Genomic DNA, 26077 nt, shown 5'->3' on the forward strand with positions numbered 1-26077 from the left:
AGTCTCTCCCTTTCTATTGTTACTATTCTTATCTTTTATTTTTTCCTTTACTTGTATTGTCTGTTTTTTATCCTAAAAAATATCTATTTCATGCTATTTATACAGAGTAGTTATTTTACTTTTAGGTGTATTTGGTTATGTATTGAACTGTTTAGACTGTCAATATGGGTATTATATTTTCTTAAAGTGTAAAAATGGGTGATATTTGAAACAGAAACTGGTCTAAATAACATATATTTTGAGTGCTAGTTCACAACCTTTTATTTCTAATATCAAGAAGCGAAGATCTCGACGTAAATTTGCTATAAAATATTTTCATAAATAAAAAAATCACCTGTAATTTAAGAGGTTATTATGTCATTAAATACACTTAAGACATCATGGGGTAAATTATCAGCTATTGCTGTTTTATTCCTTGGAATGTCATACCAACAAGCATTAGCACACGCACACTTAAAATCACAGTTACCTGCTGAAGGTGCTGCTATTGAACAAGCGCAAGCGCCTAAAGTTATCACGTTAGATTTCTCTGAAGGTATTGAATTAGCCTTTAGCAAAATTAAAGTGACTAATAGCGACGGTAAAGAAATTACCGTAGGAAAACTGAGTTTAGATCCTGTTAACAACACGAAGTTATTATTGCCCTTAGAAAGCGATTTAGCTGAAGGTAATTATTTAGTTAATTGGAATGTTGTTTCTGTTGATGGACACAAGACAAAAGGCTCTTATCAATTTAGTGTAAAATAATGACACCTGAAGACGTTTATATTTTATGCCGTTTTTTCCATTTCGTGGCAGTCATGTTTATGTTCGGACTGAGCTTCTCGGCTGCCATTCTTGCAAAAGATAAGTTCATTCCTCTTATTCAAGTTCGTTTGCGTCCCGCTTTAGCCATTAGTACGGTTACTGTCTTTATTACGACTTATTTATGGATGGCGGTGCAATCCGGCATTATGGGAGATGGATGGGAAGATGCTTGGTCATTTGAAATATGGAAAGCGGTATTAGGTACTTCATTTGGTCAAGTTTGGCAATGGCAATTGGTATTAGCAACCGTTGCATTAGTCGTTTTATTTATACACCAACGCTATATTCGTAACTTCTCTTTATTGATAGTTGCCTCAATTATGTTGATCTTACATGCATCAATTGGTCATGGTGCCATGTTTACAGGATCAGAAGCGATATTTTATAGAATTAATCAAAGTATTCATCTTATTAGTGCTGCGTATTGGTTTGGCGGCTTATGGCCATTTGTTGCTTGTTTGCAATTTTTACGGAATAAAGATGAGCTTGCAGATGGGATGATCAAACCGATTATTGGCACAATGAAGCGATTTTCACTCTTTGGTCATATTGCTGTTTTATTGGTTACTATCACCGGTATTATCAGTGCCGTCATGTTAATTCCAGGATGGCCAGCAGTACAATTATCATCTGAATATCAAAGTATGTTATGGCTTAAAATTAGCTTAGTTGTGTTAATGCTTGCTCTAGCAGTAATCAATCGCTATGTCTTAGTTCCTCATATCCGTAAGAAAAATAACTTTCAATGGTTGCTCGTAAATAGCTGGCTTGAGCTGTTACTTGGAACAATGGTTATTTTTACTGTAGCCATCTTTGCCATTAACTCACCTGTATAGATTGCTATATAATTGAAAAAATCTAATTTATTAAGTGAGATGTCCACATGAAACGTTTTTTATTGGCGGGAATGTTAATGTTTTTCTCTTTTCAAGCATTCTCGGCGGCACCTATTTCAACAGTCAGTAAGCTTCAATTTGGTGACGATTGGCCATTTACACGAGAAGAAGTGATGCTCAATTGTCGTGCTGATGGTGCTTGGTTTGTAATTAATCCAGCAACACTGATGCAGTATCCACTTAATGAGATTGCAATGAAACAAATGGAAAGTGGAAAAGTAAAAGCACAGTTAATTGATGTTATTTTACTGCCAGATCCTAATTCACCTGAAAAGAAAAAATCAGTAGAAGTGATACAGAATGCAATTAAGTCACTCTGTGAGAATAATTAATCAAGTGATTAATTATGCAGATAAGTTTTTTTTATTTTTATCGCATTGATTTAAATAATAAAAATTAAGAGTGGAGATTTTTTTATTGAAAGTAGTGTGCTATTGGGTTGTTTACTGGATCTTTACATATTGTTAGCTAATATTTAACAGTAGGTTGTGAGAACGAAAAGTCTGAGTTAGTCCTCGATTTTTGTTTATGCAGTAATCAGCAATTACTTTTTAGCGCACGGCTCGCAATGAGCCTTTTCCCTAAGCCAGATAAATGATTTATCTGGCTTTTTTTATGTGCTTTAGCATCTCGTTATGCCACTTTTAAGATCCAGTGGTGATTATCTTTATCATAAGCATGACGATAAAGCAGAATATTTTTATCTTTTAATTGGGCTGGAATACTTGTGTTTTCATCCCATCCATCTAATTGCATACAGAACTCTTTGTCATAATCACATGGAATATGGATATAAGTTAATTGATTATCGGAAGAGTGTTTCAACGTAATATCTTCAATTTCATAGCAAGCAATTTTTAAGGTGGTCTTTTTCATATAAAGCTCCGGTTTAAGCGATGTTGTATTGCGTTCCGTTGTGTTTTGTTGGTGGCATTTGTTTTAAAGAATGCTTTTTGACCAAACAAAATTAAGCATAGTATAAATGGAATCTATTTCCAAAATATTTTTTCAAAATAAAAAAAGCGGATCATTTTTTGTGATCCGCTTTAAATAAATTATCTGAAATAGGGCGAAATTATCTAATTTTTAAGGTTTAGGTATTGCTGTTCCCCATTCATCCCAATCTTTGGGTTCTTTATCATTTAAAATGAAATTCTGTTCCTGTTTGGCTTTCGCTTGTAATGGTGTGGAAGGCGGTGTTGCAAAAGTGATCCCACCACGTATAAATTGCTTGAATGTACCACTACGAATAACACCGCCAGTTAAGCCAAATGAGAAGTTATATCCAGATGAGAGCCAAAACTCCGTATTATTTCGAACAAGGTATTGGTGTTTTTTACTAATACGGATGTGAATTAATACTCTGTCAGACATGTTTCCTAGTTCAAGGCCTGTTACGGCGCCAACTTCAAGGCCTCGGTAATAAATTGGTGTGCCAATTTGTACCGAACCCGCTTCAGTCGCATTTAATATGAGGTTTAACCCATCGAGATAGCGTGAGTCTGTAATGTTAGATGTTTGTAATTCAAATTGACGGTATACACCACCATTGCCAGGCTCTGCTTTAATATAAGGTTGTATAAGTGAATCTAAGTTATCTAAGCCCGATGCTGTTAATTCGGGAGTAACAACAGCGAAGCGGCTACCTGATCTTGCAAAGGTTTTGACATAATCAGGGTAGAGAACAGCAGATACCGTCACCGCTTTTCTGTCTGGTGAAAGGATTAATGATTCAACTTGCCCAATATCAATACCTAAATAACGAATCGGCATTCCTTCAGAAAGTTTGCTTGCGTCATATGTTTTTAACGTAATTTGTGCACCGATAGCTCGTGCGCTAGTTTCTGATGGATAGAGTTTATAACGTGAAACGTTATTATTGATATTTTCGAAATTATCAAAACTGATTGCGCCTTTTAATGCACGATTTAGTGGGGTTGCTTCAACAGTTAATCCGGAGCCATTAACAGATACTTTGGCAGCGCCTTCAGTCCAAAAAACACTCTTTTCTGTAAGTAGATGGCGATATTGTTTGGATATATAAACATCAATATCAAATTCATCCATTAAAGGTCGAACATCAGTAATTTCACCGACTTGAAATTGGTGATAAAGAACCACGGAACCTTTTTGGATACCCGGAAGAGTTGATGCTTTTAACGTGAGGGTCACGGGTAATTCATTACCATCAATACTTGCTTTAGCAAAAAAGTCGTTACGATAAAGGCGATACTGCTCTTTAGGTGCCCCTTTAGTACCTTGAATTAGGTGAATACCGCCTTCAAGCCATTCTTGAGGTGTTGCACCTTGAACTTCAATGCCATTTAGACCCATATTGACGTTAATTCGACTATTGGCAACAAATTTACTATTTTCATAAATATAATGCTTATATTCAGGGGCAATAATTGCATCAAAAATAACACCATCATCACTCATATTACGCTGAATAATTTGCCCAATCGTAATTCCTCTAAAAAGAATAGGTTGCCCTGCATCGACTCCCCAACTTTCTTCACTGGTTAGAGAAATAATTAATCCATCTTCTCCATATATTGCTTTACCCGCATCTACGGAAGTTGCAGATTGTAAAACGAATTGTTGGTTTTCTTGTGCTGGAGGGCTGTTTTCTGGAGAGTCAAAAGCAATTGCGCCATTGATTAAAGCAGAAACACTTTCCATTTTTACTGATATGCCACTTTTTAAATTGAAATTCCCCTGAAAACCGGAGACGTTCCAGAAATGGCTATCTTGGCGTATTAAATGGGCGTATTGTTTATCAATGCTGAGCTCAATAAAAATACCTTGGTTATCAGGGCGAATCGCATAGCTATACACTTTACCAACAGGAACTTGGCGATAATAAATTGGAGAGTCAACATTCAGTGATCCCAGTTTATCTGCTGTTAATGTTATTAATTGTTGGCTTTTATCGATATTAGCTTGCGGGCGAACTTCCTGAGCAATAAATTTAAACTGCTTTTCACCGTCTCCCGGTAACATACTGATATAGTTACCACCAACTAAAGCATCGAGCCCAGATACCCCAGAAAGGCTGGCTTTAGGTGTAACTAACCAAAACTGTGTATTTTTGCGCAGTGCTGTCGCAAGATCTTTGCGGATATCAGCCGTAACAATAACTCTGCGTAAGTCATCGCTTAAAGTGATATCTTTAACAAGACCCACATCAACGCCTTGATAGCGAATAGGTGTTCTGCCAGAGACAATTCCTGATGCGGATTGAAAATCAATTGTGATTTGCACACCTTTATCTTGCCAATGTTGGAAAAGCAACCAACTAGCAATAAAAATAGCGATAACAGGGAGTAGCCAAAATGTCGAAATTTTACGCTTGCGGCGTATTTGGGCTTGTGTGTCCTGAACGTCGTTTTCTTCTTGTTGCATAAGTATCCCATAGTAAACGACTATCCAACCATTCAACGGCAAGGATAGTAAGAATAACCGCAGTACCAAAATAAAAAGCCGCTGGTCCCATTGTGAAAGTCATTAGTTGATCTCGATTAATCAATGACATCATTAGTCCAATCACAAAGAGATCGAGCATTGACCATCGCCCTATCCAGGAGACGAAACGGTATAGTTTCATTCGAAGTAGAGGGTCAATACGAGAGTTAAAGTGAATGCTTAATAATAAGCCCAGCATAATAATAATTTTGAAAAAAGGTACAAACACACTGGCAATAAAAACAATAATCGCAATGGGAGTGTTACCCGAATTCACTAAGGAAAGTACACCTGAAAAGATGGTGTCTTCACTACGCTGACCATTTAAATAGAAAATAGAAATCGGTAATAAATTTGCAGGGATTAGAAAAATTATTGCTGAAATGAGTGCTGCCCATGTTTTTTGTAAACTCATTGGTTGTCTTGGGGTATAGCAAGATCTACAACGAGGGCAGTGTGTTGATGGCGTTCTTTTAAAATGATAATGACAAGCATGGCAAGTCGCGGGGCTTTTTTCTATCTCTTTTTGTGGATAAAAACGTTGCCAAAACTGGTCCATATTAATGTTAATTAGCATTAATAAGCTGAGTACCATTAAAGAAACAAAAGCAATTAGTCCATTGCCAATATAGACGGTTGCATAATCGCCTAATTTTATTGTTGCAACACCAAGCCCAATCAAATAGACATCTAACATTACCCATTCCTTTAATTTTCCTAACATTAATAAGACTGGGCGAAGATTAAGGCGTAAGCGAGAACCTAAATGGAGATATAAAATCGCGATGGGGAGGCTAAGTGGTGCAGCAATAGCACAAAAGGCTACCATCGTTGCTGTAAGAGGAGAGCCTTGCTCTGACATCATCCGAATACCATCAAGCACATTTGCCGTTATCATTGTGCCTAATAAATGGATTTTAATTAGTGGCTGAGTGAATGCTATTGATGCCAAAATAAGCATTGTAATAGAGAGAATGAGTAGACGAGTTAATGACCAATATCGATAAGATGCGACTTTTGCTTGGCAACGTGGGCAATAAGCATCCTCTTCACGCTTTAATGTAAGCGGGAGTGTCACGAGATGATCACACTCCTGACAGCGTATTGATTTTTTTTCCTTTGTTGCGATATTGTTCACTGTGTTGCTCGCTAATTCGCCTAAGTTGTTTTTCTTAAGAGTTATCGTTTGATTAAGCTAAAAAAAAGTACCTATACTCAATGGTTCACAAGTTATCATTTTTATTATATTTATGCCTTTCATTTTACAATACAAAGTGTCTGATTTTTTTTGTGGGTGTTAAGGAATTATTATCGTTTTTTTACCCAATTCTTGAAAATGGAGTATTCAACCTCAAGATAAAATAGGCTAAATTACAAGTATGTTATCTATTTTAGTTATGTAAATAGGGTTTAATGATGCCAAAAACGCTTTTTTATCAGGAACTCACTGATAATTTGTCAGCCTTGTTGTCTGGTGAAAATGATCTTATCGCATCACTTGCTAATACCAGTGCGCTTCTTTACGAGAAGTTAGAGACGATAAATTGGGTTGGGTTTTATCTTAATGATGGCGATTCATTGGTCCTTGGCCCATTTCAAGGCAAAATTGCTTGTGTCAGAATAGGTTTTGGGAAAGGAGTTTGCGGAACTGCATACTCTGAAAACAGAATTTTAAGAGTCGGTGACGTTCACCAATTTAGTGGTCACATTGCTTGTGACAGCGCGAGCCAGTCTGAAATTGTTCTACCTTTAGAAGTAAATGGACAAATTATCGGCGTTCTCGATATTGATAGTCCTATTTTTGATCGTTTTGATAAAAAAGATGAAAATGGGCTTAAAGCGTTGTGTGACGTGCTCTGCGAGCATTTAAAAGTTTGTCATACAGCAAAATATTGTGAATTTTGTGTAAGTTAACAGGCGTTTGCCATAGAAATTGTTGGCAACACTATTATAATGTCGCTTGTTCATGCCTGCGCTGGTTGGCAAAACCGTTGTAATCAGGAAATTTCATGGAAAATCAACCTAAGTTGAATAGTAGTAAAGAAATCATCGCTTTTTTAGCTGAACGTTTCCCTAAGTGTTTTATCGCTGAGGGCGAAGCTCGCCCTTTGAAAGTTGGCATTTTTCAAGATCTTGTTGAAGATCTAAAAGATGAAACTCAACTAAGTAAAACACAGTTACGTTCGGCATTACGCTTATATACCTCAAGTTGGCGCTACCTTTATGGAGTTAAAGAAGGGGCAAAACGTGTCGATTTGAATGGTAATGACTGCGGCGAACTGGAAGCTGAGCATATTGAACATGCTCGTACACAATTAGCAGAAGCTAAGGCGCGCGTTCAAGCTCAGAGAGCAGAACAACGTGCTAAGAAGCGCGAAGCTGAAGGTGATAAGGAGACCAGCAAACGTCCGGCAGCGAAAAAGCCAAATAATACGCGTCGTCAGCCACCTAAAGAAGGTGAAAAACGACAGCCTCGTCCTCAAAAAGCGACTCAAGCACCTCGCAAAGCACCACCACGCCAAAATACTGAAAAGTTAATTCCGGTGAAAGACACCTCAGTTCTTACTGTGGGTCAATCGCTGAAAGTTAACGTTGGTAGTAGCGTGATGGACGCGACAGTGCTAGAGATAGCGAAAGAGGGTGTACGTGTACAATTGCCTAACGGTTTGGCAATGAATGTACGCACGGAACATTTAAAGTTCTGATACGGAGGCCAACCAGAGCATGAACAAACTTTTAAATGTGGCTTTTGCAATCGGATTAACATTCACAGCTACTTCTGTTGTAATGGCTGAGAAACCAGCCACTCCAGCAATGGTAACTATTGATCAGTTACCCGAATTAAAGCAAGAGCCACAGCATTCTACCGTAAGTGAGCGAGTAACCTCACGTTTTGAACGCTCTCATTATCGTCAGTTCTCGCTAGATGCGAGCTTTTCTGAAAAGATTTTTAATCGCTATCTTAATTTATTAGATTATAGCCACAATGTGTTGCTAGCATCAGATATTGCCCAATTTGATAAAGAAAAAACCAAAGTCGGTGAATATCTGAAAAAAGGAGAGCTTCAGCCCCTTTATGATCTCTTTAATTTAGCGCAAAAAAGACGTTTTGAACGTTTTCAATACGCCTTAAACCGCTTAGATAAACCCATGGATTTAACTGGTCAAGATAAGTTTGAGTTAGATAGAACAAAAGCGCCATGGCCACAAACTCAAGCTGAGCTAGATAAACTTTGGGATGAAAAAGTAAAATATGATTGGTTAACACTGAAACTATCTGAAAAAACAGATAGCGAAATTAAAGAGACACTAACCAAGCGTTATAAAGCTGCGTTACGTCGTCAAACGCAAAGCCAAAGCGAAGATGTTTTCCAAATCATTATGTCGGCATTCGCTCGCGAAATTGACCCTCATACAAGTTATCTATCACCAAGAAATACCGAAGCCTTTGATTCTGAAATGAGCCTATCCTTAGAGGGTATTGGCGCCGTATTACAGATGGATGATGATTATCCTATGATCAACTCTATGGTAACGGGTGGACCGGCGGCAAAAAGTAAAGAGTTGAAAGTTGGCGATAAAATTATTGCAGTAGGGCAACAAAATAAGCCGATGGTTGATGTTGTCGGCTGGCGACTTGATGATATTGTTGCTTTGATTAAAGGACCGAAAGGTAGCCAAGTAAAATTAGAAGTCATTTCTGATGAGAAAGGCGCTAAACCAAGAACAATCACTTTAGTCAGAGAGCAAATCCGTTTAGAAGACAGAGCTGTTAAGCTCACTGAAAAAGTCATTAACGGTGATAAAGTTGCCATTTTGGATATTCCAAGCTTTTATGTTGGTTTAACCAATGACGTAAAAACACAGTTACAAAAAGTGGCGAAAGATAATATTTCATCTTTAGTCATTGATTTGCGCGGTAACGGTGGTGGTGCATTAACAGAGGCAATTTCACTTTCAGGGTTATTTATTCCAAGTGGTCCTGTTGTGCAAGTCAGAGATAATAATGGTCGTGTACGACAAGATTTCGATAGAGATGATGTCGTGTATTATAAAGGACCACTGGTTGTTATCGTAAATCGCTTTAGTGCCTCAGCCTCTGAAATTTTTGCTGCTGCAATGCAAGATTATGGTCGAGCATTAATAGTTGGTGAGCAAACATTCGGTAAAGGAACGGTTCAGCAATATCGTCCATTAACACGTGTTTACGATCAAATGCTAAGCCCTGATTGGCCTGGTTTAGGTTCAGTGCAATACACTATTCAAAAATTCTATCGAATTAATGGCGGTAGTACTCAACTTAAAGGGGTAACTCCTGATCTGCTGTTACCGAGCTTTGATAGTGTTGAAATGGGTGAAAGTTTTGAAGATAACGCATTACCTTGGGATAGCATATCTCCAGCAAGCTATCAGCTATCTGAGTATTCAGACAAGCTGAAAGCGGCGTTAGCGCCATTAACTGAACAGCATACTAAGCGCATTGCAAATGACAGAGAGTTTTCATACATCTTTGCTGATATTCAACGCTATAATGATGCTAAAGCAAAAGGTGAAGATAAATTTGTTATCTTAAACTTCGCTGAAAGAGAGAAAGAAAACAAAGAGCTAGAAACCATTAAATTAAACCGTATTAATGAGCGTTTTAAATTAGAGGGTAAGCCTGCGTTGAAATCACTCGATGATTTGCCTAAGGATTATGAAGGACCAGATCCTTATTTAGATGAAACGGCTAAGATTGCAGTTGATCTTTCAAAAGTGCTTAAGCCTAAGAAACTATTAAATTAAGTTATCAATTATAACAGCTGATACTTAAAGTAACCCCCAATAGTTGGATAAACCAATTGCTGGGGGTTTTTTATATTTATATTAAGCGAGATATAAAGTTATCTTTGCCAATCAATGTTTATCAGGCTTTACATCAAAAATCTTTTTAAGAAAACCAATAATATCTTCTTGGATGGGTTCTTTCACCTTTTTAGTTATTCACTATATTAAGTTACCAGTAATATAAATAATTATTAATAAATGGATGTTTAAATTTAACTTTATGCTACTTAATTTTTAATTCGAAATATATCTTGAATACATTTATAAGCTATAAGAGAGAATACGGGGTTTATTTTTAGGTAAGAAGTGAGTTTCTGACTTAATAAGTGGAATAAAAAGATAAGCAGGCTTTTTGTTGTGATTAAGATCTCATTTAATAGTATCAATATTGCAATAAATGTAACATGCTGTGACAATGATCTCTTAAACTGACATAAAATTACTATAGTATACAGATTATGAAATATTTACGTCATTTTCGGATGTTGACGTGTTAGCTAAAATCTTACCTAAATGATGAGCTATCTTTATTCTATAAATTCAAAATGTATTTTTGGAGCCATATAACATAACTAAAATATTATATTTTTAGAGTAAGGTTCTCTACGTAAGGGATAATGACTAAAGGCAAATGACCTATATTTGCTTATGGGATTTTATTACGAAAAATAATTAAATATAAATATGGTGAGATATCCATATTGAATTTCTTATGCCAAAAAATGACTCTATTGCTTGAAGTTAGTGCAACTATAAATTTAATCAAAGGTTATTTTTTAGCTAAATAAAAAAATGGTGATTTGTTAACCTTGCTGAATATAAATCAGCATAACTTAATTCAAATATTTATTAACCAGGTTGCATTAAGATGAAAGTAAAAAAAATAGTATTGTTTATGCTGTCTCCTTGTTTCTTAGCGGTAAGCGCTGCTAATGCTGCGAATTGGGAAGACTCAATTAAAGAGAGCGCATTTATTTCAGATTCAGAACTTGAACTTTCTACAATTAATATGTGGAAATACTTAAAAACTGAAAACCGTTTTGATAAAGAAGAGCAACGTTACAGAAAACAAGTTGCCAATGCTTGGGGGCAAAACTTCCAAGCTGATTTCAAATCAGGTTATTTAGGTGGCATTCTAGGATTTGATGCCTCTTATTATGGTGGTATCAAATTAGGTGCAAGTAAAGACTTCGCCTCTCGTGCAATTTTATATAATGATGATGGCGAAGCAAAAGGCTATAACAAAATTGGTCAACGTTTTGCCAAAGTTAAATTTGATTTAGATCCGGTATTAATTAACGGTAAAGCAGGCTGGTTTACTCTGAAAAATACCGGTATTTTCTCTAACTCACAGCGTTTGTCATTAAACAGCTACAATGGTTATGCAACTAACACGGCAATGGGCGACTGGAGCTTAGATTTACTGTTCCTTGACGGTAAAGTCATGCGTCGTGATAGCCCAAATATCGACAGAATGTATTTCAGCGATGGCAATGGTGTTAGACATAATATCGATCATGTTCTTACTGGTGGCATTAACTACAACTCCAAACCGCTAAAAGTATTTTATTTCTATGGTCAAGCGGATGATGTATTCCGTCAACATGGTTTAGAAGCAAAATATAAATTAACTTCAGATGTTACTGTGGGGGGGGTTGTTTATTATCACGATTATGGTAGTGATGGTAAACGTACCTTAAGTGATGCCAATAAAGGTAAGCGTAACTTTGATAATGACGCATGGCACTTTGCTGGTACTCTGGAATGGCGCATTCCAGAATCACCATGGACATTACGTACAGGTGTGACATATACCGATGCTGAAAAAGCTAATGGTGTTGGTCAATTTGCTCGTAACCCAATTGGTAATACCCGTGGACGCTTTAATTCACCAGCTTACGCCGATATCGATTATGTACGTGACGGTGAAGTTATGGGCGCATTGGAAGCTGAATACAGAGTTAGCAAAGAACTGTCTATTGGTGCGCGTAGCAACTATAGTGAATTCAGCTATTCCGGCGAAAGATTAAAACAAGGACAGTTTGGTTTATTTAGTTATTGGAAACCAACCGCGAATCTTTCCGTTTCCTTAAGCGGTGGTATCGGCTGGCACCACCAGCAAGAAAACGACTATACCACACCAAAACTTTATAATGGTCACTCACAACGAGCTCACTCATTATCAGGCTCTATGACAACCACATATCGCTTCAAAATGTAATTTATAACATTTGAGTGTATTACTCGTATCAGATGCACGACTTGCATACATTGTGAGTCGTGCATAAAATTATCAAAGCAGTTACCCTATCGATTATCGTAAATGATAGTGTTTGTATGCTAATTTACGTTACTTTTTATGATAAACCCATTGCCACTCTATTAAGCGATATAAGCTTTTCCTAAATAAACGTCATCTATTTATTCGACAAAACAGAAAATTCATATCATCTATTATCAATCTCACTTTATACTTAAGTTTTGAATGATGTCTAATATTAGGTGTTCACTCGCTATTTTTTTATCAAAATGTAAAGTTATATCGTTTTTAATATTAAATACGTTAAAAGGCTTGATAAAATCTAAAAAAGCCTTATTTATAAGACAGTTTTAGCAATGTGATAATTAGATAAAATAGGAACAGTATCAATATGATGAGAATTGCTTTATTCCTGTTAACAAACTTAGCCGTTATGTTTGTTTTTGGGATCATCTTATCTTTAACAGGTATACAAGGTCGTAGTGTTCAAGGCTTGATGATCATGGCGGGCTTATTTGGCTTTGGTGGTGCTTTCATTTCACTATTAATGTCAAAATGGATGGCATTACGTTCAGTGGGTGGTCAAGTTATCGAAAACCCAACTTCAGAAGTAGAGCGTTGGTTATTAGATACAGTAAGACGTCAATCTGAACAAGTCGGTATTAAAATGCCACAAGTGGCAATTTATGATGCACCTGATATTAATGCGTTTGCAACAGGCGCGCGTCGTGATGCTTCGCTGGTGGCAGTGAGTACGGGTTTGTTAGCGAGTATGAGTCGTGATGAAGCAGAAGCCGTTATTGCCCATGAGATTAGCCATGTTGCTAATGGTGATATGGTAACCATGACTTTACTGCAAGGTGTTGTGAATACCTTTGTTATCTTTATTTCTCGTATCATCGCTCAATTTGTTGCTAATTTTATCTCTAATGATGAAGAGAGTGAAAATAGTAATGGAAACCCATGGGTCTATATGGGAGTTTCAATGGTTCTGGAAATTGTATTCGGTATTCTTGCTAGCATCATTACAATGTGGTTCTCACGTTATCGTGAATTCCATGCGGATGCAGGTTCTGCAAAGCTTGTTGGTCGTGAGAAAATGATAGCGGCATTACAACGCTTGAAAACGAGTTATGAGCCACAAGAAGAAAGTAGCATGATGGCTTTCTGTATTAATGGTCGTAATAAGTCATTCAGCGAATTATTTTTATCTCACCCACCATTAGATAAGCGTATTGAAGCACTGCGCAATGGTGAGTATCTAAAATAAAATTAAGAGTCTAATCGCAAACTCTTAAATTAAAGCGCTCAATATGAAAATATTGGGCGCTTTCTATTGATGAGGAAGAGCGGATTAATCTAAATATTCGCCAAAGTATGTCGTTACTTTTTCCTCATCAACTTTAAGATTGCCTTTCCATCCTGCCCATGGCATTTCCATATCAGAGCGACCTTTGGTGTTATTCAGTTGATTTTCGACAAGGGTAATATCGCCAAAATTAGCCCAATGATTTAAAGACAATGGAATATAGGCATTAGGAATAACACCAACTAAGGCAAGTGAGTGCAAAATACCTCGTTTGGTATACCTATCGCCAGAAATTAACTTAGCTTCATTTAACCGCTTTTCAAATTTACCGGGGGTTTCATCTTCAGGTGCATGGCGTAATAAATGGAGTAATTGCTTAAAGATCGCTTGATCTGCAGGTGTTGGACTGACAGGGGGGACGGTCAGTAGATGTTTTAAATTCAAATAAGCATAAGAAGGATTGCCTGTATAAGCATTACCGTAATAGAGGCAATATTGAAAATAGCTGTCATTAATATGTTTTTGCTGATCTCCATCACTACAAATCCAACAGCAGGCATATTGAGGTTTCTCTTCATAATCATGTAATGGCAAATTTTGTAATTTATGAAAAGCACTTAAAACAGAGCGACCTCTAAGATAACTGCCTCCAACGCCTGCAACAAAAGCATCTAAGCAACGCTTTTGGCTGAGTAATGGATTATTCTTTAATCTATTTAATTTCGAAATAACATCAGAATGATCAGTGAATCTTTCTATGATATTAGGTTGCCAATTGACCTCAGATAACAAGGCTTTTTCTTTATCTGAAAGAATATCAAGGTGATACAGTGAAACTTGGCGTTCTGGATCATATTGACTATTTTCATATTTATAGAGTTTACGCAAAACACGCATAATCTTTTGCACGATTTTACCTTGTTATGTTTATAGGGGATTAATTGATGTTGGAGATAATATAAATAGAAAACAGGTAACTTAATATAGATACAAAAAAAAGCCAGCTCAAATTGAACTGGCTTTATGAATAGAGGTAGATAAAGTTTATTTTACTGTAAGTTCAGTTTCTTCATCTTGGTTGAATATTGCTTTGTCCGTTTGTCCCATAATTTGGCTGGTGATTGTACCCGCTGTCATTGAACCACTAACGTTTAATGCTGTACGTCCCATATCAATTAATGGCTCGACTGAGATTAGCAATGCAACTAATGTTACGGGTAAGCCCATGGCAGGTAAAACGATAAGGGCTGCAAATGTTGCACCACCACCCACGCCAGCAACACCCGCAGAGCTAACCGTTACAATTGCAACTAAAGTTGCGATCCACATTGGGTCTAATGGGTTAATTCCTACTGTAGGCGCAACCATAACAGCCAACATCGCAGGGTAAATACCCGCACAACCATTTTGACCAATAGTTGTACCAAAAGATGATGAGAAGCTTGCGATAGATTCTGGCACACCAACACGCTTAATTTGAGTTTCAATATTTAACGGAATACTTGCAGCACTTGAACGGCTGGTAAATGCAAATGCTAATAAAGGTCCCGCTTTTTTGAAGAATTTAATAGGATTTAAACCAGTGAAGCTGACCAGTAATCCATGAACAACAAACATTAAGCCAATAGCAACATAAGAGGCAACAACAAAGCTTCCTAATTGAATGATGTCGTGCATATTTGAGCTTGCAACAACCTTGGTCATCAGAGCCATTACACCATAAGGCGTTAACATCATAACAATGCGAACCAGCTTCATGATCCATGATTGTAAGCAATCAATTGCAACTAACACTTTCTCACCACGAGGTTGGTCTTCTTTGAGCAATTTCAGGGCTGCCATGCCTAAGAAAGTAGCAAAGATAACGACGCTAATAATCGATGTTGAGCTTGCACCTGTTAAATCAGCAAATGGATTTTTAGGGATAAATGACAAAATAAGCTGTGGCATTGTTAAGTCAGAAACTTTGCCCATGTAATTTTGTTCAAGTGCAATTAAACGTTGCGCTTCTTGTTCACCTTGCACTAAGCCTTCTGCTGTTAAGCCAAATAGGTTAGCAATAACAATACCGATTAAGGCAGAAATAGCTGTGGTGAATAATAGTGTGCCAATAGTGAGACCACTAATTTTTCCTAGTGATGAAGCTTGATGTAAACGAGCTACAGCACTAAGAATAGAGGCAAATACTAATGGCATAATGATCATTTGTAACAACTGTACATAGCCATTACCCACAATATTAAACCAAAGAATAGATTCTTTAATAATAGGATCGTGTGAGTCATAGAATGCGTGTAATGCTAGGCCAAAAGCAACACCAAAAACTAAACCAACAAGAACTTTCTTTGAAAGGCTCCACTGACGTTGACTTAATTTAGCCAAGATGAGTAATAGCACAACAAAGACGAGTACGTTAATGATTAACGGAAAATTCATCTTAACTCTCCAACGAGAACTTTATTTATATAATTTCGACGATTGTATGCGATATGAGTTCTTAGGTAATAAGAAAGGATATAACAGCACCAATTCGCTATAGGGTAACAGGATTGTTAATAACTTTTTATAATTAATTATTATTTTATATAATCATTTGGTTATAAAAACAAGGAAAGTAGGCATAAAAAGAGGTAAGAATTGATAAATTAGTAGAGAAACGTAGAGTTTTGTCTAGGGGGGTTAAAAATTAGTACGCTTATCGTGGTACATCTGTAGCCAGTTGTTAACTTGCGAAGGCAGGGTAACAGTTAGGTGTGGAGGTAAAAAAAGTGCGCCAACAAGGATCAAAACCGAGATAAATCTCTCGCCTTTTTTATTATTCTTTTTGCCTAAAATAGGTAATGCAAAACGCATTTTTAAAGGCCATAAGAAAGGAACGCCAGCGGGAGTTAACATATCTGCAATAAGATGACTAAGATAACCCAATAAAAGGGCATGAAAGATATCGGTAGAAATATCCCAATGTGGTGAAACTTGGGTTTCCCACAAAATAGCCAAACCACAGAATGCAAGTAAGCTATGCGTAAAACCTCGATGACCACAGAGCTTTGATAAAGGCAGAGAAATAATACGGAATAATCGCCCTAGAATAGAACCAGGGTGATCTAGGTCAGGTAAAAGTGAGCCTAATAAGACAGCAGGGATCATGTGAAACCAATCACCATGAGCAAGAGCCGGCGTTATTTCAAGCTTCTGGGCTAACACAAGTGTTGCCACAGAAAAAAGTAGATGTCCTTCAGCAGTCATTCCATGTCTGTTCGTTTGCTGTTCATTTATACAGTAATGAAGTATAAAAGGTTTTGACAATAACTAACAGACAAAAAAGATAAAAATTGCCTTAAATATTAAGGCATAACAGGAATATTTTATTGGATTGATTTAAAAATGATCGAATTTAGGATAAAAAACTAAAAAGTAAGATAGCAACGAGTGACAGTAAGCGAAATAGACAGGGGAAGACTTCAATATAGAAAGGAGGAGCATGAGGTGAGGGATCTTAAAAAGAGAACAAAAAGGATATCTCATAAAGCGGGATATCCTTTTTATTTATGGAAATTAGCCTAATAAATGCAGTTGTGTGAGTTCATTAAGTGATGCAATTTTCACATCAGCTAAACCCCATTGTTTATCATTAAATTGTGCTGTTGCTGGTACGACAATAGAGCGCATTCTTGCGCCTTTACAAGCGATCATACCATTGCGAGAGTCTTCTAATGAAACACAGTGGATAGGGTCAAGATTAAGTGCTTTAGCTGCGTTTAGATAAACTTCAGGGTGTGGTTTGCTGTGTGGCAATTCATCGGCAGACACGACAGCTGAGAAGTAATGACGAATATTAAACAACTCAAGTACACGCTCAAGCATAAAATCAGGCGATGCTGATGCCAGTGCAATTTTTAGCCCTGATGATTTGCAAAGTTCTAAGGCATGCTCAACACCTGGTAATAGTGGCTTTGTTTCTTCAACCAATTTGACAACACGAGAAACCATTTTTTGTTTTGCTTCTTGTTTTGAAACACCTTGCCAAGGTGATGCTCTATACCATAAATCAATGACTTCGTTTATTCTTAATCCAACCATATCGGGCATTGCCGATGCAAGGGATAAATCGACACCTAATTCAGCAAAGACCTCATGTTCTGCTTGCTGCCAAAATGGTTCAGAGTCGATTAATAAACCATCCATATCAAATATTGCAGCTTCAATAGGGAATTTAAAAGACATGTTACTCTCCATAAATAAGGTCTATGTTGTCGAGTGGCGATTGTAGCAAGAGTTACAAGGAAAATCTTTTTAATCAGTTTCTTATTTATTTTGTAAAATAAATAGAGAGAATAGCTACTATTAATTTATTGTCGTATCAGCCGTTAATTAGACTACGATAAACAGATAAATATTGACGAATTCTACTAGTGAGGATGTGATGAGTTATCAATATGCAGGATTGTATGCCATTTTAAAGCGTGTACTTGGTTGGCTTATTTTTATTCCTGCCTTTATTTCAACAGCCGTATCATTGATAGGATTGGCTGCAATACAACGCCCAAGCGGTGATGGTGTAAATGCCGTAATTAATGATTTTTTTCGTGTATTAGCGGAAATGGTGCAATTTAATACACCTTTTTTAGGTTTTTTCTGGCGAAATTCACCTATCCCAAATACACAAATGGGATTTAGCCAAGAAAACATCACGTTTTTTGTTATCTTTCTTTTTATGTTTATTGGATTAGCATTTAGCGCATCAGGATTACGAATTTATCGCCAAGTGAAATACTTGAAAGAAAATATACAAGATCAGCTTATTATTGAACGCGCAATGAAAAGTGGTGTGACAGCGGAAGAATTGCAACAAAATATCAAATTACCGCGACATACTATATTTACTCAAATAATGGTGCTTTATTTATCACCTCTAGTTGTCATGGCAATAGGTTATTTTTTGATAAAATTTTTAGGCTGGTAACACGGCTTTAAAGTGAACGAGGACAGTTCATTTATATATTAAAGGGAAAAATAAACCTCGCACAACTGAATCTGGCGAGGTTATATTTTTTTAGTTTATCTCTCTATCTCAGGTCTACTTCACTCTTTTTCTATTAAGGCGTTGCTAATAGGTCATCAATTATTTTTCTGACTTCTAAATAATTTTCTTCGCCCCCAAATAAATTACAACGGTTGAGAAAGAAATAGAGTTGGTAAATAGGTTGACGTGATAAAAACTTATCAGATAGCGGCCAAACACTTTGATAGCCGTCGAAAATATTTGCAGGTACCGCAGTGCAAAGCGGTAACATTGCGATATCACATTCACGATCACCCCAATAACAAGCAGGATCGAACACGGTACCTTCTGATTGACCAATCGCGGCACAGTTTTTAGGCCATAAGTTGCCGTGAAGCAGAGAAGGTTGTGGGTTATGATCTGCGAGGCGATGAGTGATGATTTGAGTGATCTCGTCAATATCGCCAAAAACCATGCCTTTCTCAGAAGCCAGTTGTAACTGAAAACCAATCCGTTTTTCAGCATAAAAGTGATTCCAGCGTTTTTCCCAGCTATTAAGTTGAGGTGTAGTATCGATTTGGGTATCGAAATCAAAGCCATAGCTAGGTTGTTCTTCCCACTGATGTAATCTTGCTAATTGTTGCCCAAAACAGTAGGCGCTATGAGGTGTAAATGGTTGAACAGGCAAAAATTCAAGGAGTAGAAAGCTGGCATCTTTACTATTACCGATACCAAGAACCCGAGGAGTTCGAATGGTTTGGCTTTTTGCCAGCATTTCGAGTTGTTCTGCCTCATTTTTAAAGTTAGGCAGAAATTCACGCAAATTAGATTTCACAAAAACGGGTGTATCACCATAATAAATTTTCCATGTATGGTGAATATCACCACTAGAAAGGTGAATTTTTTCGTTTATCTTTGCTGAAAATCCTAAGTTTGATTCCAGTAAACGACCTATATTCTGCCACATACTTACACCTCGCAAAGTTGTTTACTTAGTAGACCCAAATAAAATAATAACGAGCGATGTTTATACTATGACAATAACACTTTAATTAAATCAATAAAGTATAAAGCTAAAAAACGGGATGATTATCCCGTTTTTGCTAAGATAAAGAATATTATCAGGCGCTAGCGGGTTTTGTTTGTCGCTTTATTTTTGCCAATTTAATCTGATTACCGAGTAGCGCAATAATAAAGAACACAGCTTGTGTTAGCACAATACAGGGACCTGTTGCCCCATCAATATGGAAACTAATAAATGTTCCTATAACACTAGATGCGACAGAAAATATAATTGCTAACATAATCATACGTGAAAAACTGCGCGTTAATAAATAGGCAGTGATCCCCGGTGAAATAAGCATGGCGACAACTAAAATAATCCCAACGGCCTGCATTGAAGCAACAATGGTTAATGCCAAAATAGACAGTAATCCATAATGTAATAATGTGACAGGTAAACCAACAATCCTTGCTTGGTTAGGATCAAAGCAATAAAGCATAAAATCTTTTTGCTTAATAAGCATAATAGTGATGGTGATGACACAGATAATACTAATTTGAGTTAATACATCAGGTGTAATGCCTAAAATATTACCAAATAAAATATGCATTAAATGTTGGTCTGTATCGACACTAGCAAAAATGACCAAACCCACGGCGAACATGCCTGAGAATACAATTCCCATCACTGTATCTTCTTTGATGCGACTATGATCTTTTAAATAACCGGTGGCAAAAGAGCAAAATAGCCCAGAAAGAAAGGCACCTACTGTTAGTGGGATAGCAGTGACATAAGCAAGAACAACGCCAGGTAAAACGGCGTGAGAGATTGCATCTCCCATTAAAGACCAGCCTTTTAATACCATATAACAAGATAGAATAGCGCAGGCAATACCTATAATAATGGCTGCAACAATAGCGCGTTGCATAAATGGATATTGAAAAGGCTCAATGAAAAATTCTATCAACTCATTCATAGTTTCACCTCTTCTTGTTTGGTTGATCCTTGATGCTGATGAGATTGCGTGATCAACTGCTGTGAACTCTGACGAGCACGACGGCGAGCGGCTAACATGCCGTGTTTAGGGGCAAATAAGAAAGCGAATAAAAAGAGTGATGTTTGCATTGTGACAATCACACCCCCTGTTGCACCATTAAAGAAGTAGCTAAGATAAGCGCCGACTGCACTTGTGATTGTACCGATACAGATGGCAATAATTGCCAGTCGTTTAAATTGATCTGTGAGTAAGTAAGCAGTTGCGCCCGGGGTCACAACCATCGCAATGACAAGAATAGCGCCAACAGTTTGAAGCGCGGCAACAGTACATGCGCTCAAAAGAGTAAAAAAGATAATTTTTAATTTTAATGGTGATAAGCCAATTGATTTTGCATGAACTTCATCAAAAAAAACGACCAGCAAGTCTTTCCAAATACAAAATAAGACAAAGAAAGAGACACCGGTAATAATCACAACTTGCCATACATCTTCATCAGCAATACCTAAAATATTTCCGAGAATGATGGTTTGAACGTTGACGGCTGTTGGTTTAAGCGAAACCAGCAACAGACCAAAAGCAAAAAAAGTGGAAAAAATAAAACCAATAACGGCATCTTCACGAAGGCGTGTGATATGACGAATAAGTGTCATTGATAATGCCGCGAGCAAACCCGTAAAAAAAGCACCAACTGCATAGGGTAAACCTAATATATAAGCTCCAGCAACACCAGGAACAACTGAGTGGGAAAGGGCATCTCCCATTAACGACCAACCTTTCAAAATAAGATAGGATGAAAGAAAAGCGCAGACAGCACCGACTAAGGCACTGACCCAAATTGCTTTCACCATATAGTTATATTCAAACGGTTGTAGGAGTAAATCTAGCATGGCTAATCTCCTTGTTTGCGTTGGCTTTGGTGAGCCGGAGTGTGTTCTTCTTGATGACCATAGAAAACAGCAGCACGTTCATCATCGGTAATAACAGTGAGTGAACGTGGATCGTCATCATCATGAAGGTCAGAACCCGAGAGGCTAATGTGGCGTAACACACCACCAAATGCGTGTTCTAAGTTTTTCTGTGTAAATGTCGTTTCAGTTGGACCACTGTCTAATACCGTTCTATTGATTAAAATAACGTGGTCACAAAATTCAGGTACACTTCCTAAGTTATGCGTTGAAACTAAAACTAAGTGACCTTCTTCGCGTAAATTGCGTAAAAGCTCGATGATGGCATTTTCTGTTTTCACATCGACACCCGTAAAAGGTTCATCAAGTAATAAAACAGTACCTTCTTGAGCCATTGCTCGTGCTAAGAAAACACGTTTTTTCTGACCACCAGAAAGCTCACCAATTTGGCGATGCCCTAAGCCTGACAAGCCAACGCGTTCTAATGATGCTTCAACAACTTCATGGTCGCGTTTTGAAGGAATACGAAAAAACCCCATTTTTCCATAACGTCCCATCATCACAACATCAGAAACAAGGACGGGAAAGTTCCAATCAACCTCTTCTGTTTGTGGAACATAGGCGATCATATTTTGTTTTAACGCCTGCTGGATCGGGCTATCGTTTAATGTCACTTTACCTTTAGAGGGTTTTACCAGCCCCATAATGGTTTTAAATAGTGTGGATTTGCCACTACCATTGATGCCCACTAGGGCACAAATAGTGCCACCAGTGATAGAGAAACTTGCATCGAAAATAGCGGTATGACCGTTGTTGTAAGTGACTGTGGCATTATCAACAGTCAACGTAGGATTAGCTTTCATCTTGCTCATTGCCCAAATCCTTTCGCAATTGTATCTACTGTAATCGTAATCAAATCAATATAAGTAGGAACTTCACCACCTTCAGCGGAAAGTGAGTCAACATAAAGAACACCACCGTATTTTGCGCCAGTTTCTTTGCTGACTTGTTTAGCTGGTTTATCTGAAATTGTACTTTCACTAAAGACAACAGGGATTTTGTGTTCTCTAACAGTATCAATGACATATTTAACCTGTTGTGGTGTGCCTTGCTCTTCGGCATTGATCGGCCATAAATAAACTTCTTTGAAGCCATAATCATTGGTTAAATAGCTGAATGCCCCTTCACTGGTTACTAACCAACGCTCTTCTTGTGGGATACGAGATAACCGTTCTCTTAATGGTGCGTCAAGCTGCTTAATTTTTTCTGCGTAGCGTGCTGCATTTTGATTATAAATAGCCGCATTATCCGGATCATGTTCAACAAGCGCTTTGCGAATATTTTCAATATAAATCAATGCATTATTTGGTGACATCCATGCATGTGGGTTAGGGTTGTTTTTATAAGCCCCTTCACTAATTGCCATTGGTGTGATGCCTTCAGTAACAACAACCGCGGGTACGTTACGCAATTCATTAAAAAAACGTTCGAACCAACGTTCAAGATTTAAGCCATTCCATAAGATAAGATCAGCTTTTTGGGCTTTTACTATATCTTTAGGCGTAGGTTGGTAATCGTGAATTTCAGCACCGGGTTTTGTGATTGATTCAACAATGGCTGCATCTCCAGCGACATTTTGAGCAATATCTTGAATAATAGTAAATGTGGTGACGACTTTTAGTTTATCTTTTGCTTGTGTAGGTGTTGTTAAAAAAACAGATGCCATAAGGCATAAAGCCGTAAGTGAAAGTTTGTTTACAGAGCGAAATATATCCATATTATTATTGCCTTATCGTTGCAGAGTTATTTTCTCAATTGATAATGATTATCAATATCATTTCAAAAAAGTCAAGTTATCTCTGTGTAAAAAGCTTCATTTGATAACTACCAGAAATAAGATAACAACATGTATTCCAATAAATGTTAAGTAGATTGTCGAGTTTTGTCACAAAAATTAACAATAGTTCGTAACGATTTGTGCGAGAGATTATTTTTATTACGTATAAAGATACACTTTTGCTTATTAATCCCACGTTGACTATGTCTCTACGATTTTTATCTGACCTCTCAATCGCTTTTTTACATTGCACTAATGCATATCATTTATTCAAAAATAAGTCAGAACACAATATAAATGTGTTATGGCAGATTCTATTTTGATTAATGTATTTGGATGGAACTCATTGTGAATAGGATAGGTTTGAGATAAAACGCACACACTAAAAGTAGTAATAGATTGATTTATTTCCCATCTTTTGCCATATTTTAGCATGCATTTTTGCGTGAAAGCAGAATAACCATCTGTAACTTATTGATGTATAAATATGTCTTTGTACAACCCTTTATGCAAAAGGATAAAACGTGAAAGTAAAAATCATCTTTTCTTTGGCTATTTTGCTTCTTGCTGGTTGTGCTGATAATGCTCGTCAACCTGTTCAAAAAGAAACATCACGATTCTTAAACCAAAAACCAGTAGAGAATCGTATTAATAATGCTTCAATCTCAACGGCACAATGGAAATCAACACCTTTTGATAACCATATACAGCAAGCTTCAAGCCGTTATGATGTTGATGAAACATTAATTAAGGCGATTATCCAAGTTGAATCAAACTTTAGACCTGAAGTTATTAGCAAATCAAATGCAGTTGGATTAATGCAAATTAAAGCATCAACTGCGGGAAGAGATGTTTACCAAAATAGAGGTAAGGCAGGGCAGCCAACAACGGCTCAACTGAAAGATCCCGCCATTAATATCGATTTGGGTACCGCTTATATTCAATTATTAAGAGAACGCCACCTTGTGGGTATTGCTGATCCTGAAACTCTCTATTACGCCACTATCTTGGCTTATGTAAATGGCGCCGGCGCTTTATTAAGAACATTTGATAAAGATAGAAATAATGCTATCGCTAAAATTAATTCAATGAGTGCGGATGATTTTTATCGTTATGTCGAAAAAAATCATCCCGCGTCTCAAGCGCCGCGCTATTTAGCAAAAGTAAGAGCGGCTTACCATGCAGGTGATAATTAATCTGGCAAATTCGCAGCTGCTTGAGCCTGTTTTAATAAAGCAGGCAAATCAGCAATAATTTCAAGTACGCCGTTGATCATAAACTGAACGCCCATACAGATTAATAAAAATCCCATTACGCGAGAAATAGCGTCAATACCACTGTGGCCTAAATATTTCATAATGCGGGTAGAACCACGGAGTGATACCCAAACAATAACACTAATTAAAAAGAAGCATGTCACAGGGGCAATATACAGTACCCATTGTGCAATATCAGTACGTGAGGGGATTGACGCCGCAGTACTAATTATCATTGCAATCGTTCCGGGACCTGCTGTACTTGGCATTGCTAAAGGAACAAAAGCAATATTAGGCTCTTTGGGATTATGATGTGGGTTGCTATCGTCTGAAATAGGATCATCGACATTAGGTGTGTTTGGAAACAGCATACTAAAGCCAATAAAGGCAACTATCATTCCGCCAGCAATACGAAGACCGGGGATCGAAATACCAAAGGTTGTCATTATGATCCGTCCCGCATAAAACGCGATGGTCATAATGAGGAAGATATACACACATGCCATTAAGGATTGTTGATTGCGTTGTTCCTTTGTCATATTACCTGAAAGGCCAAGCCAAAGAGCAACCGTCGTTAATGGATTAGTTAAAGGTAAAAGCAAAATAAGACCAAGACCGATAGCCTGAAAAAACTGGTAAACAGAGTGCATGGAATATAAAAGCCCCCAATAACAGGTCATTAAGAAGTAATTATGATAACAAATTAAACGAGATAAAAGTTATTTTCCTCGTAATATTCTTAATGTGTATTAGTATTTTTTCATAAGCCATTCTAAATGCACTTTTACTGATCCCCAGTCATAATCGGTAATGCTATAAACACAAGTATCTCTTTTTTGTCCCGTCGTCGTTAATCTATGATTACGCAAAATACCATCCAGTTTTGCACCAAGTCGTTCAATCGCTCTGCGGCTAGTCTGATTTAATATATGAGTACGAAATTCAACAGCAATGCATTGCAAGTCTTCTAAGGCATACTTAAGTAAAAGATATTTAGTTTCTGTGTTTATTCCCGTTCTTTGTACTTCTTTGGCATACCAGGTTGAACCAATTTCTAATCTAGGTGTTTGGTTATCAATATTCATAAAGGTTGTTATGCCAACCACATGGTTATTAGCTTTAGAAATAATAGAAAAAGGTAACATTAACCCTTTTTCTTGCAACTGTAGTTTATGCTCAATATCGCGTTGTAACTCTGTTACTGAAGGAACAGTGGTATACCACAGCTCATCAGGCCTATCTTTTTCAATGAGTTCATAGAGTTCTGAGTAGTGTTTCATACTTAAAGGGACTAAACGTACAAGCTTTCCTTCCAGTGTTGTCCACTCTGTTATCTTTTTCATCATAAATATTCTCTGGGATTGTGAATAAAAAGCGTTTCTTAAGAATGTTTTTTATACATAACAAATTTATGAATTGATATGGTTATTTAAAAGGTTATTAAAAAATAGGAAAATTTCAGAATAATGAAAATAGAGAAAAAAAGTGTGAGTGATTCTTTCTCAATAGAGAA

General features: G+C 37.1%; 23 protein-coding genes and 1 pseudogene. 10 read left to right on the top strand and 14 right to left on the bottom strand.

All coding sequences use genetic code 11. The features are described 5' to 3' along the window. Positions 1 to 354: 354 nt before the first annotated feature. The 3 genes from copC to DK865_RS08050 are packed head-to-tail and all read left to right on the top strand — an operon-like array spanning position 355 to position 2035. Entirely contained in the window at positions 355 to 747 is a 393-nt protein-coding gene (copC, locus tag DK865_RS08040) for a copper homeostasis periplasmic binding protein CopC (protein ID WP_023582413.1), read from the top strand. Next, positions 747 to 1643 (top strand): copper homeostasis membrane protein CopD, encoded by an 897-nt coding sequence (copD, locus tag DK865_RS08045; RefSeq protein ID WP_023582412.1) that lies wholly within the window; start codon positions 747 to 749, stop codon positions 1641 to 1643. The genes copC and copD overlap by 1 nt, the downstream gene beginning before the upstream one ends. Positions 1644 to 1690: 47 nt before the next feature. After that, on the top strand, positions 1691 to 2035 hold the full coding sequence (locus DK865_RS08050; protein WP_023582411.1) for a YebY family protein: 345 nt from the start codon (positions 1691 to 1693) through the stop codon (positions 2033 to 2035). 301 nt (positions 2036 to 2336) lie between these two features. On the opposite strand, the gene DK865_RS08055 is transcribed toward DK865_RS08050, so the two are convergent. From DK865_RS08055 to yebS, 3 genes are all read right to left on the bottom strand, one after another. Further along, entirely contained in the window at positions 2337 to 2579 is a 243-nt protein-coding gene (locus DK865_RS08055; RefSeq protein WP_023582410.1) for a DUF1480 family protein, read from the bottom strand. Positions 2580 to 2789: 210 nt separating this feature from the next. Continuing rightward, positions 2790 to 5108, bottom strand: coding sequence for a PqiB family protein (locus DK865_RS08060; protein WP_109391630.1), 2319 nt, complete (start codon positions 5106 to 5108; stop codon positions 2790 to 2792). Further along, positions 5050 to 6306, bottom strand: coding sequence for a membrane integrity lipid transport subunit YebS (gene yebS / locus DK865_RS08065; protein ID WP_109391631.1), 1257 nt, complete (start codon positions 6304 to 6306; stop codon positions 5050 to 5052). The genes DK865_RS08060 and yebS overlap by 59 nt, the downstream gene beginning before the upstream one ends. 278 nt (positions 6307 to 6584) lie before the next feature. Here yebS and DK865_RS08070 point away from each other — a divergent pair, with 278 nt between their 5' ends. The 5 genes from DK865_RS08070 to htpX all read left to right on the top strand — a co-directional run bounded on the left by DK865_RS08070 (position 6585) and on the right by htpX (position 13525). Then, on the top strand, positions 6585 to 7082 hold the full coding sequence (locus DK865_RS08070) for a GAF domain-containing protein (protein WP_036913264.1): 498 nt from the start codon (positions 6585 to 6587) through the stop codon (positions 7080 to 7082). Positions 7083 to 7177: 95 nt separating this feature from the next. Next, positions 7178 to 7873 (top strand): RNA chaperone ProQ, encoded by a 696-nt coding sequence (gene proQ, locus DK865_RS08075; RefSeq protein WP_023582406.1) that lies wholly within the window; start codon positions 7178 to 7180, stop codon positions 7871 to 7873. A gap of 19 nt (positions 7874 to 7892) precedes the next feature. Further along, positions 7893 to 9953, top strand: a complete 2061-nt coding sequence (gene prc, locus DK865_RS08080; protein ID WP_109391632.1) for a carboxy terminal-processing peptidase — start codon at positions 7893 to 7895, stop codon at positions 9951 to 9953. A gap of 910 nt (positions 9954 to 10863) precedes the next feature. Beyond that, entirely contained in the window at positions 10864 to 12216 is a 1353-nt protein-coding gene (locus DK865_RS08085; protein WP_109391633.1) for an OprD family outer membrane porin, read from the top strand. A 430-nt stretch (positions 12217 to 12646) separates the two neighbouring features. Beyond that, entirely contained in the window at positions 12647 to 13525 is an 879-nt protein-coding gene (htpX, locus tag DK865_RS08090) for a protease HtpX (RefSeq protein ID WP_109391634.1), read from the top strand. 84 nt (positions 13526 to 13609) lie between these two features. Here the strand turns inward: htpX and DK865_RS08095 are convergent, their stop codons facing one another. From DK865_RS08095 to hxpB, 4 genes are all read right to left on the bottom strand, one after another. Continuing rightward, positions 13610 to 14473: a hypothetical protein gene (locus DK865_RS08095; RefSeq protein WP_228407738.1), complete on the bottom strand. Its 864-nt coding sequence runs from the start codon at positions 14471 to 14473 to the stop codon at positions 13610 to 13612. Positions 14474 to 14608: 135 nt separating this feature from the next. After that, a complete protein-coding gene (locus DK865_RS08100) occupies positions 14609 to 16000 on the bottom strand; it encodes an L-cystine transporter (protein WP_098943149.1) in 1392 nt (463 codons plus the stop codon). 243 nt (positions 16001 to 16243) lie between these two features. Further along, a complete protein-coding gene (locus DK865_RS08105; RefSeq protein ID WP_023582400.1) occupies positions 16244 to 16810 on the bottom strand; it encodes a metal-dependent hydrolase in 567 nt (188 codons plus the stop codon). A gap of 309 nt (positions 16811 to 17119) precedes the next feature. Further along, entirely contained in the window at positions 17120 to 17788 is a 669-nt protein-coding gene (hxpB, locus tag DK865_RS08110; RefSeq protein WP_036913260.1) for a hexitol phosphatase HxpB, read from the bottom strand. 199 nt (positions 17789 to 17987) lie between these two features. Here hxpB and DK865_RS08115 point away from each other — a divergent pair, with 199 nt between their 5' ends. Continuing rightward, entirely contained in the window at positions 17988 to 18527 is a 540-nt protein-coding gene (locus tag DK865_RS08115; protein ID WP_023582398.1) for a YniB family protein, read from the top strand. 133 nt (positions 18528 to 18660) lie between these two features. Here DK865_RS08115 and DK865_RS08120 read toward each other — a convergent pair whose 3' ends face one another. The 5 genes and pseudogenes from DK865_RS08120 to DK865_RS08140 form a co-directional block, all read right to left on the bottom strand. Next, positions 18661 to 19533 (bottom strand): fructosamine kinase family protein, encoded by an 873-nt coding sequence (locus DK865_RS08120; RefSeq protein ID WP_109391636.1) that lies wholly within the window; start codon positions 19531 to 19533, stop codon positions 18661 to 18663. A 154-nt stretch (positions 19534 to 19687) separates the two neighbouring features. After that, positions 19688 to 20545: a metal ABC transporter permease gene (locus DK865_RS08125; protein WP_109391637.1), complete on the bottom strand. Its 858-nt coding sequence runs from the start codon at positions 20543 to 20545 to the stop codon at positions 19688 to 19690. After that, the gene (locus DK865_RS08130; protein ID WP_023582395.1) at positions 20542 to 21453 is read right to left on the bottom strand and encodes a metal ABC transporter permease; all 912 of its coding nucleotides are present in this window, start codon (positions 21451 to 21453) and stop codon (positions 20542 to 20544) included. Before DK865_RS08130 ends, DK865_RS08125 begins: the two co-directional genes overlap by 4 nt. A gap of 2 nt (positions 21454 to 21455) precedes the next feature. Next, positions 21456 to 22343, bottom strand: coding sequence for a manganese/iron ABC transporter ATP-binding protein (locus DK865_RS08135; protein WP_109391638.1), 888 nt, complete (start codon positions 22341 to 22343; stop codon positions 21456 to 21458). Continuing rightward, positions 22340 to 23155, bottom strand: a pseudogene (locus DK865_RS08140) (metal ABC transporter substrate-binding protein); the annotation flags it as partial. The gene DK865_RS08135 and the pseudogene DK865_RS08140, both read right to left, overlap by 4 nt. A gap of 677 nt (positions 23156 to 23832) precedes the next feature. Here DK865_RS08140 and DK865_RS08145 point away from each other — a divergent pair. Beyond that, positions 23833 to 24504, top strand: a complete 672-nt coding sequence (locus tag DK865_RS08145) for a transglycosylase SLT domain-containing protein (protein ID WP_036913256.1) — start codon at positions 23833 to 23835, stop codon at positions 24502 to 24504. Here DK865_RS08145 and DK865_RS08150 read toward each other — a convergent pair. Continuing rightward, complete coding sequence (locus DK865_RS08150; protein WP_023582392.1) at positions 24501 to 25214, bottom strand: MarC family NAAT transporter; 714 nt, start codon at positions 25212 to 25214, stop codon at positions 24501 to 24503. The two genes, DK865_RS08145 and DK865_RS08150, sit on opposite strands and share 4 nt — an antisense overlap. 99 nt (positions 25215 to 25313) lie before the next feature. Further along, positions 25314 to 25907: a GNAT family N-acetyltransferase gene (locus tag DK865_RS08155; protein WP_109391708.1), complete on the bottom strand. Its 594-nt coding sequence runs from the start codon at positions 25905 to 25907 to the stop codon at positions 25314 to 25316. Between the last annotated feature and the right edge of the window lie 170 nt (positions 25908 to 26077).

It is taken from the genome of Proteus cibi (assembly GCF_003144405.1).
GTDB classification, from domain to species: domain Bacteria; phylum Pseudomonadota; class Gammaproteobacteria; order Enterobacterales; family Enterobacteriaceae; genus Proteus; species Proteus cibi.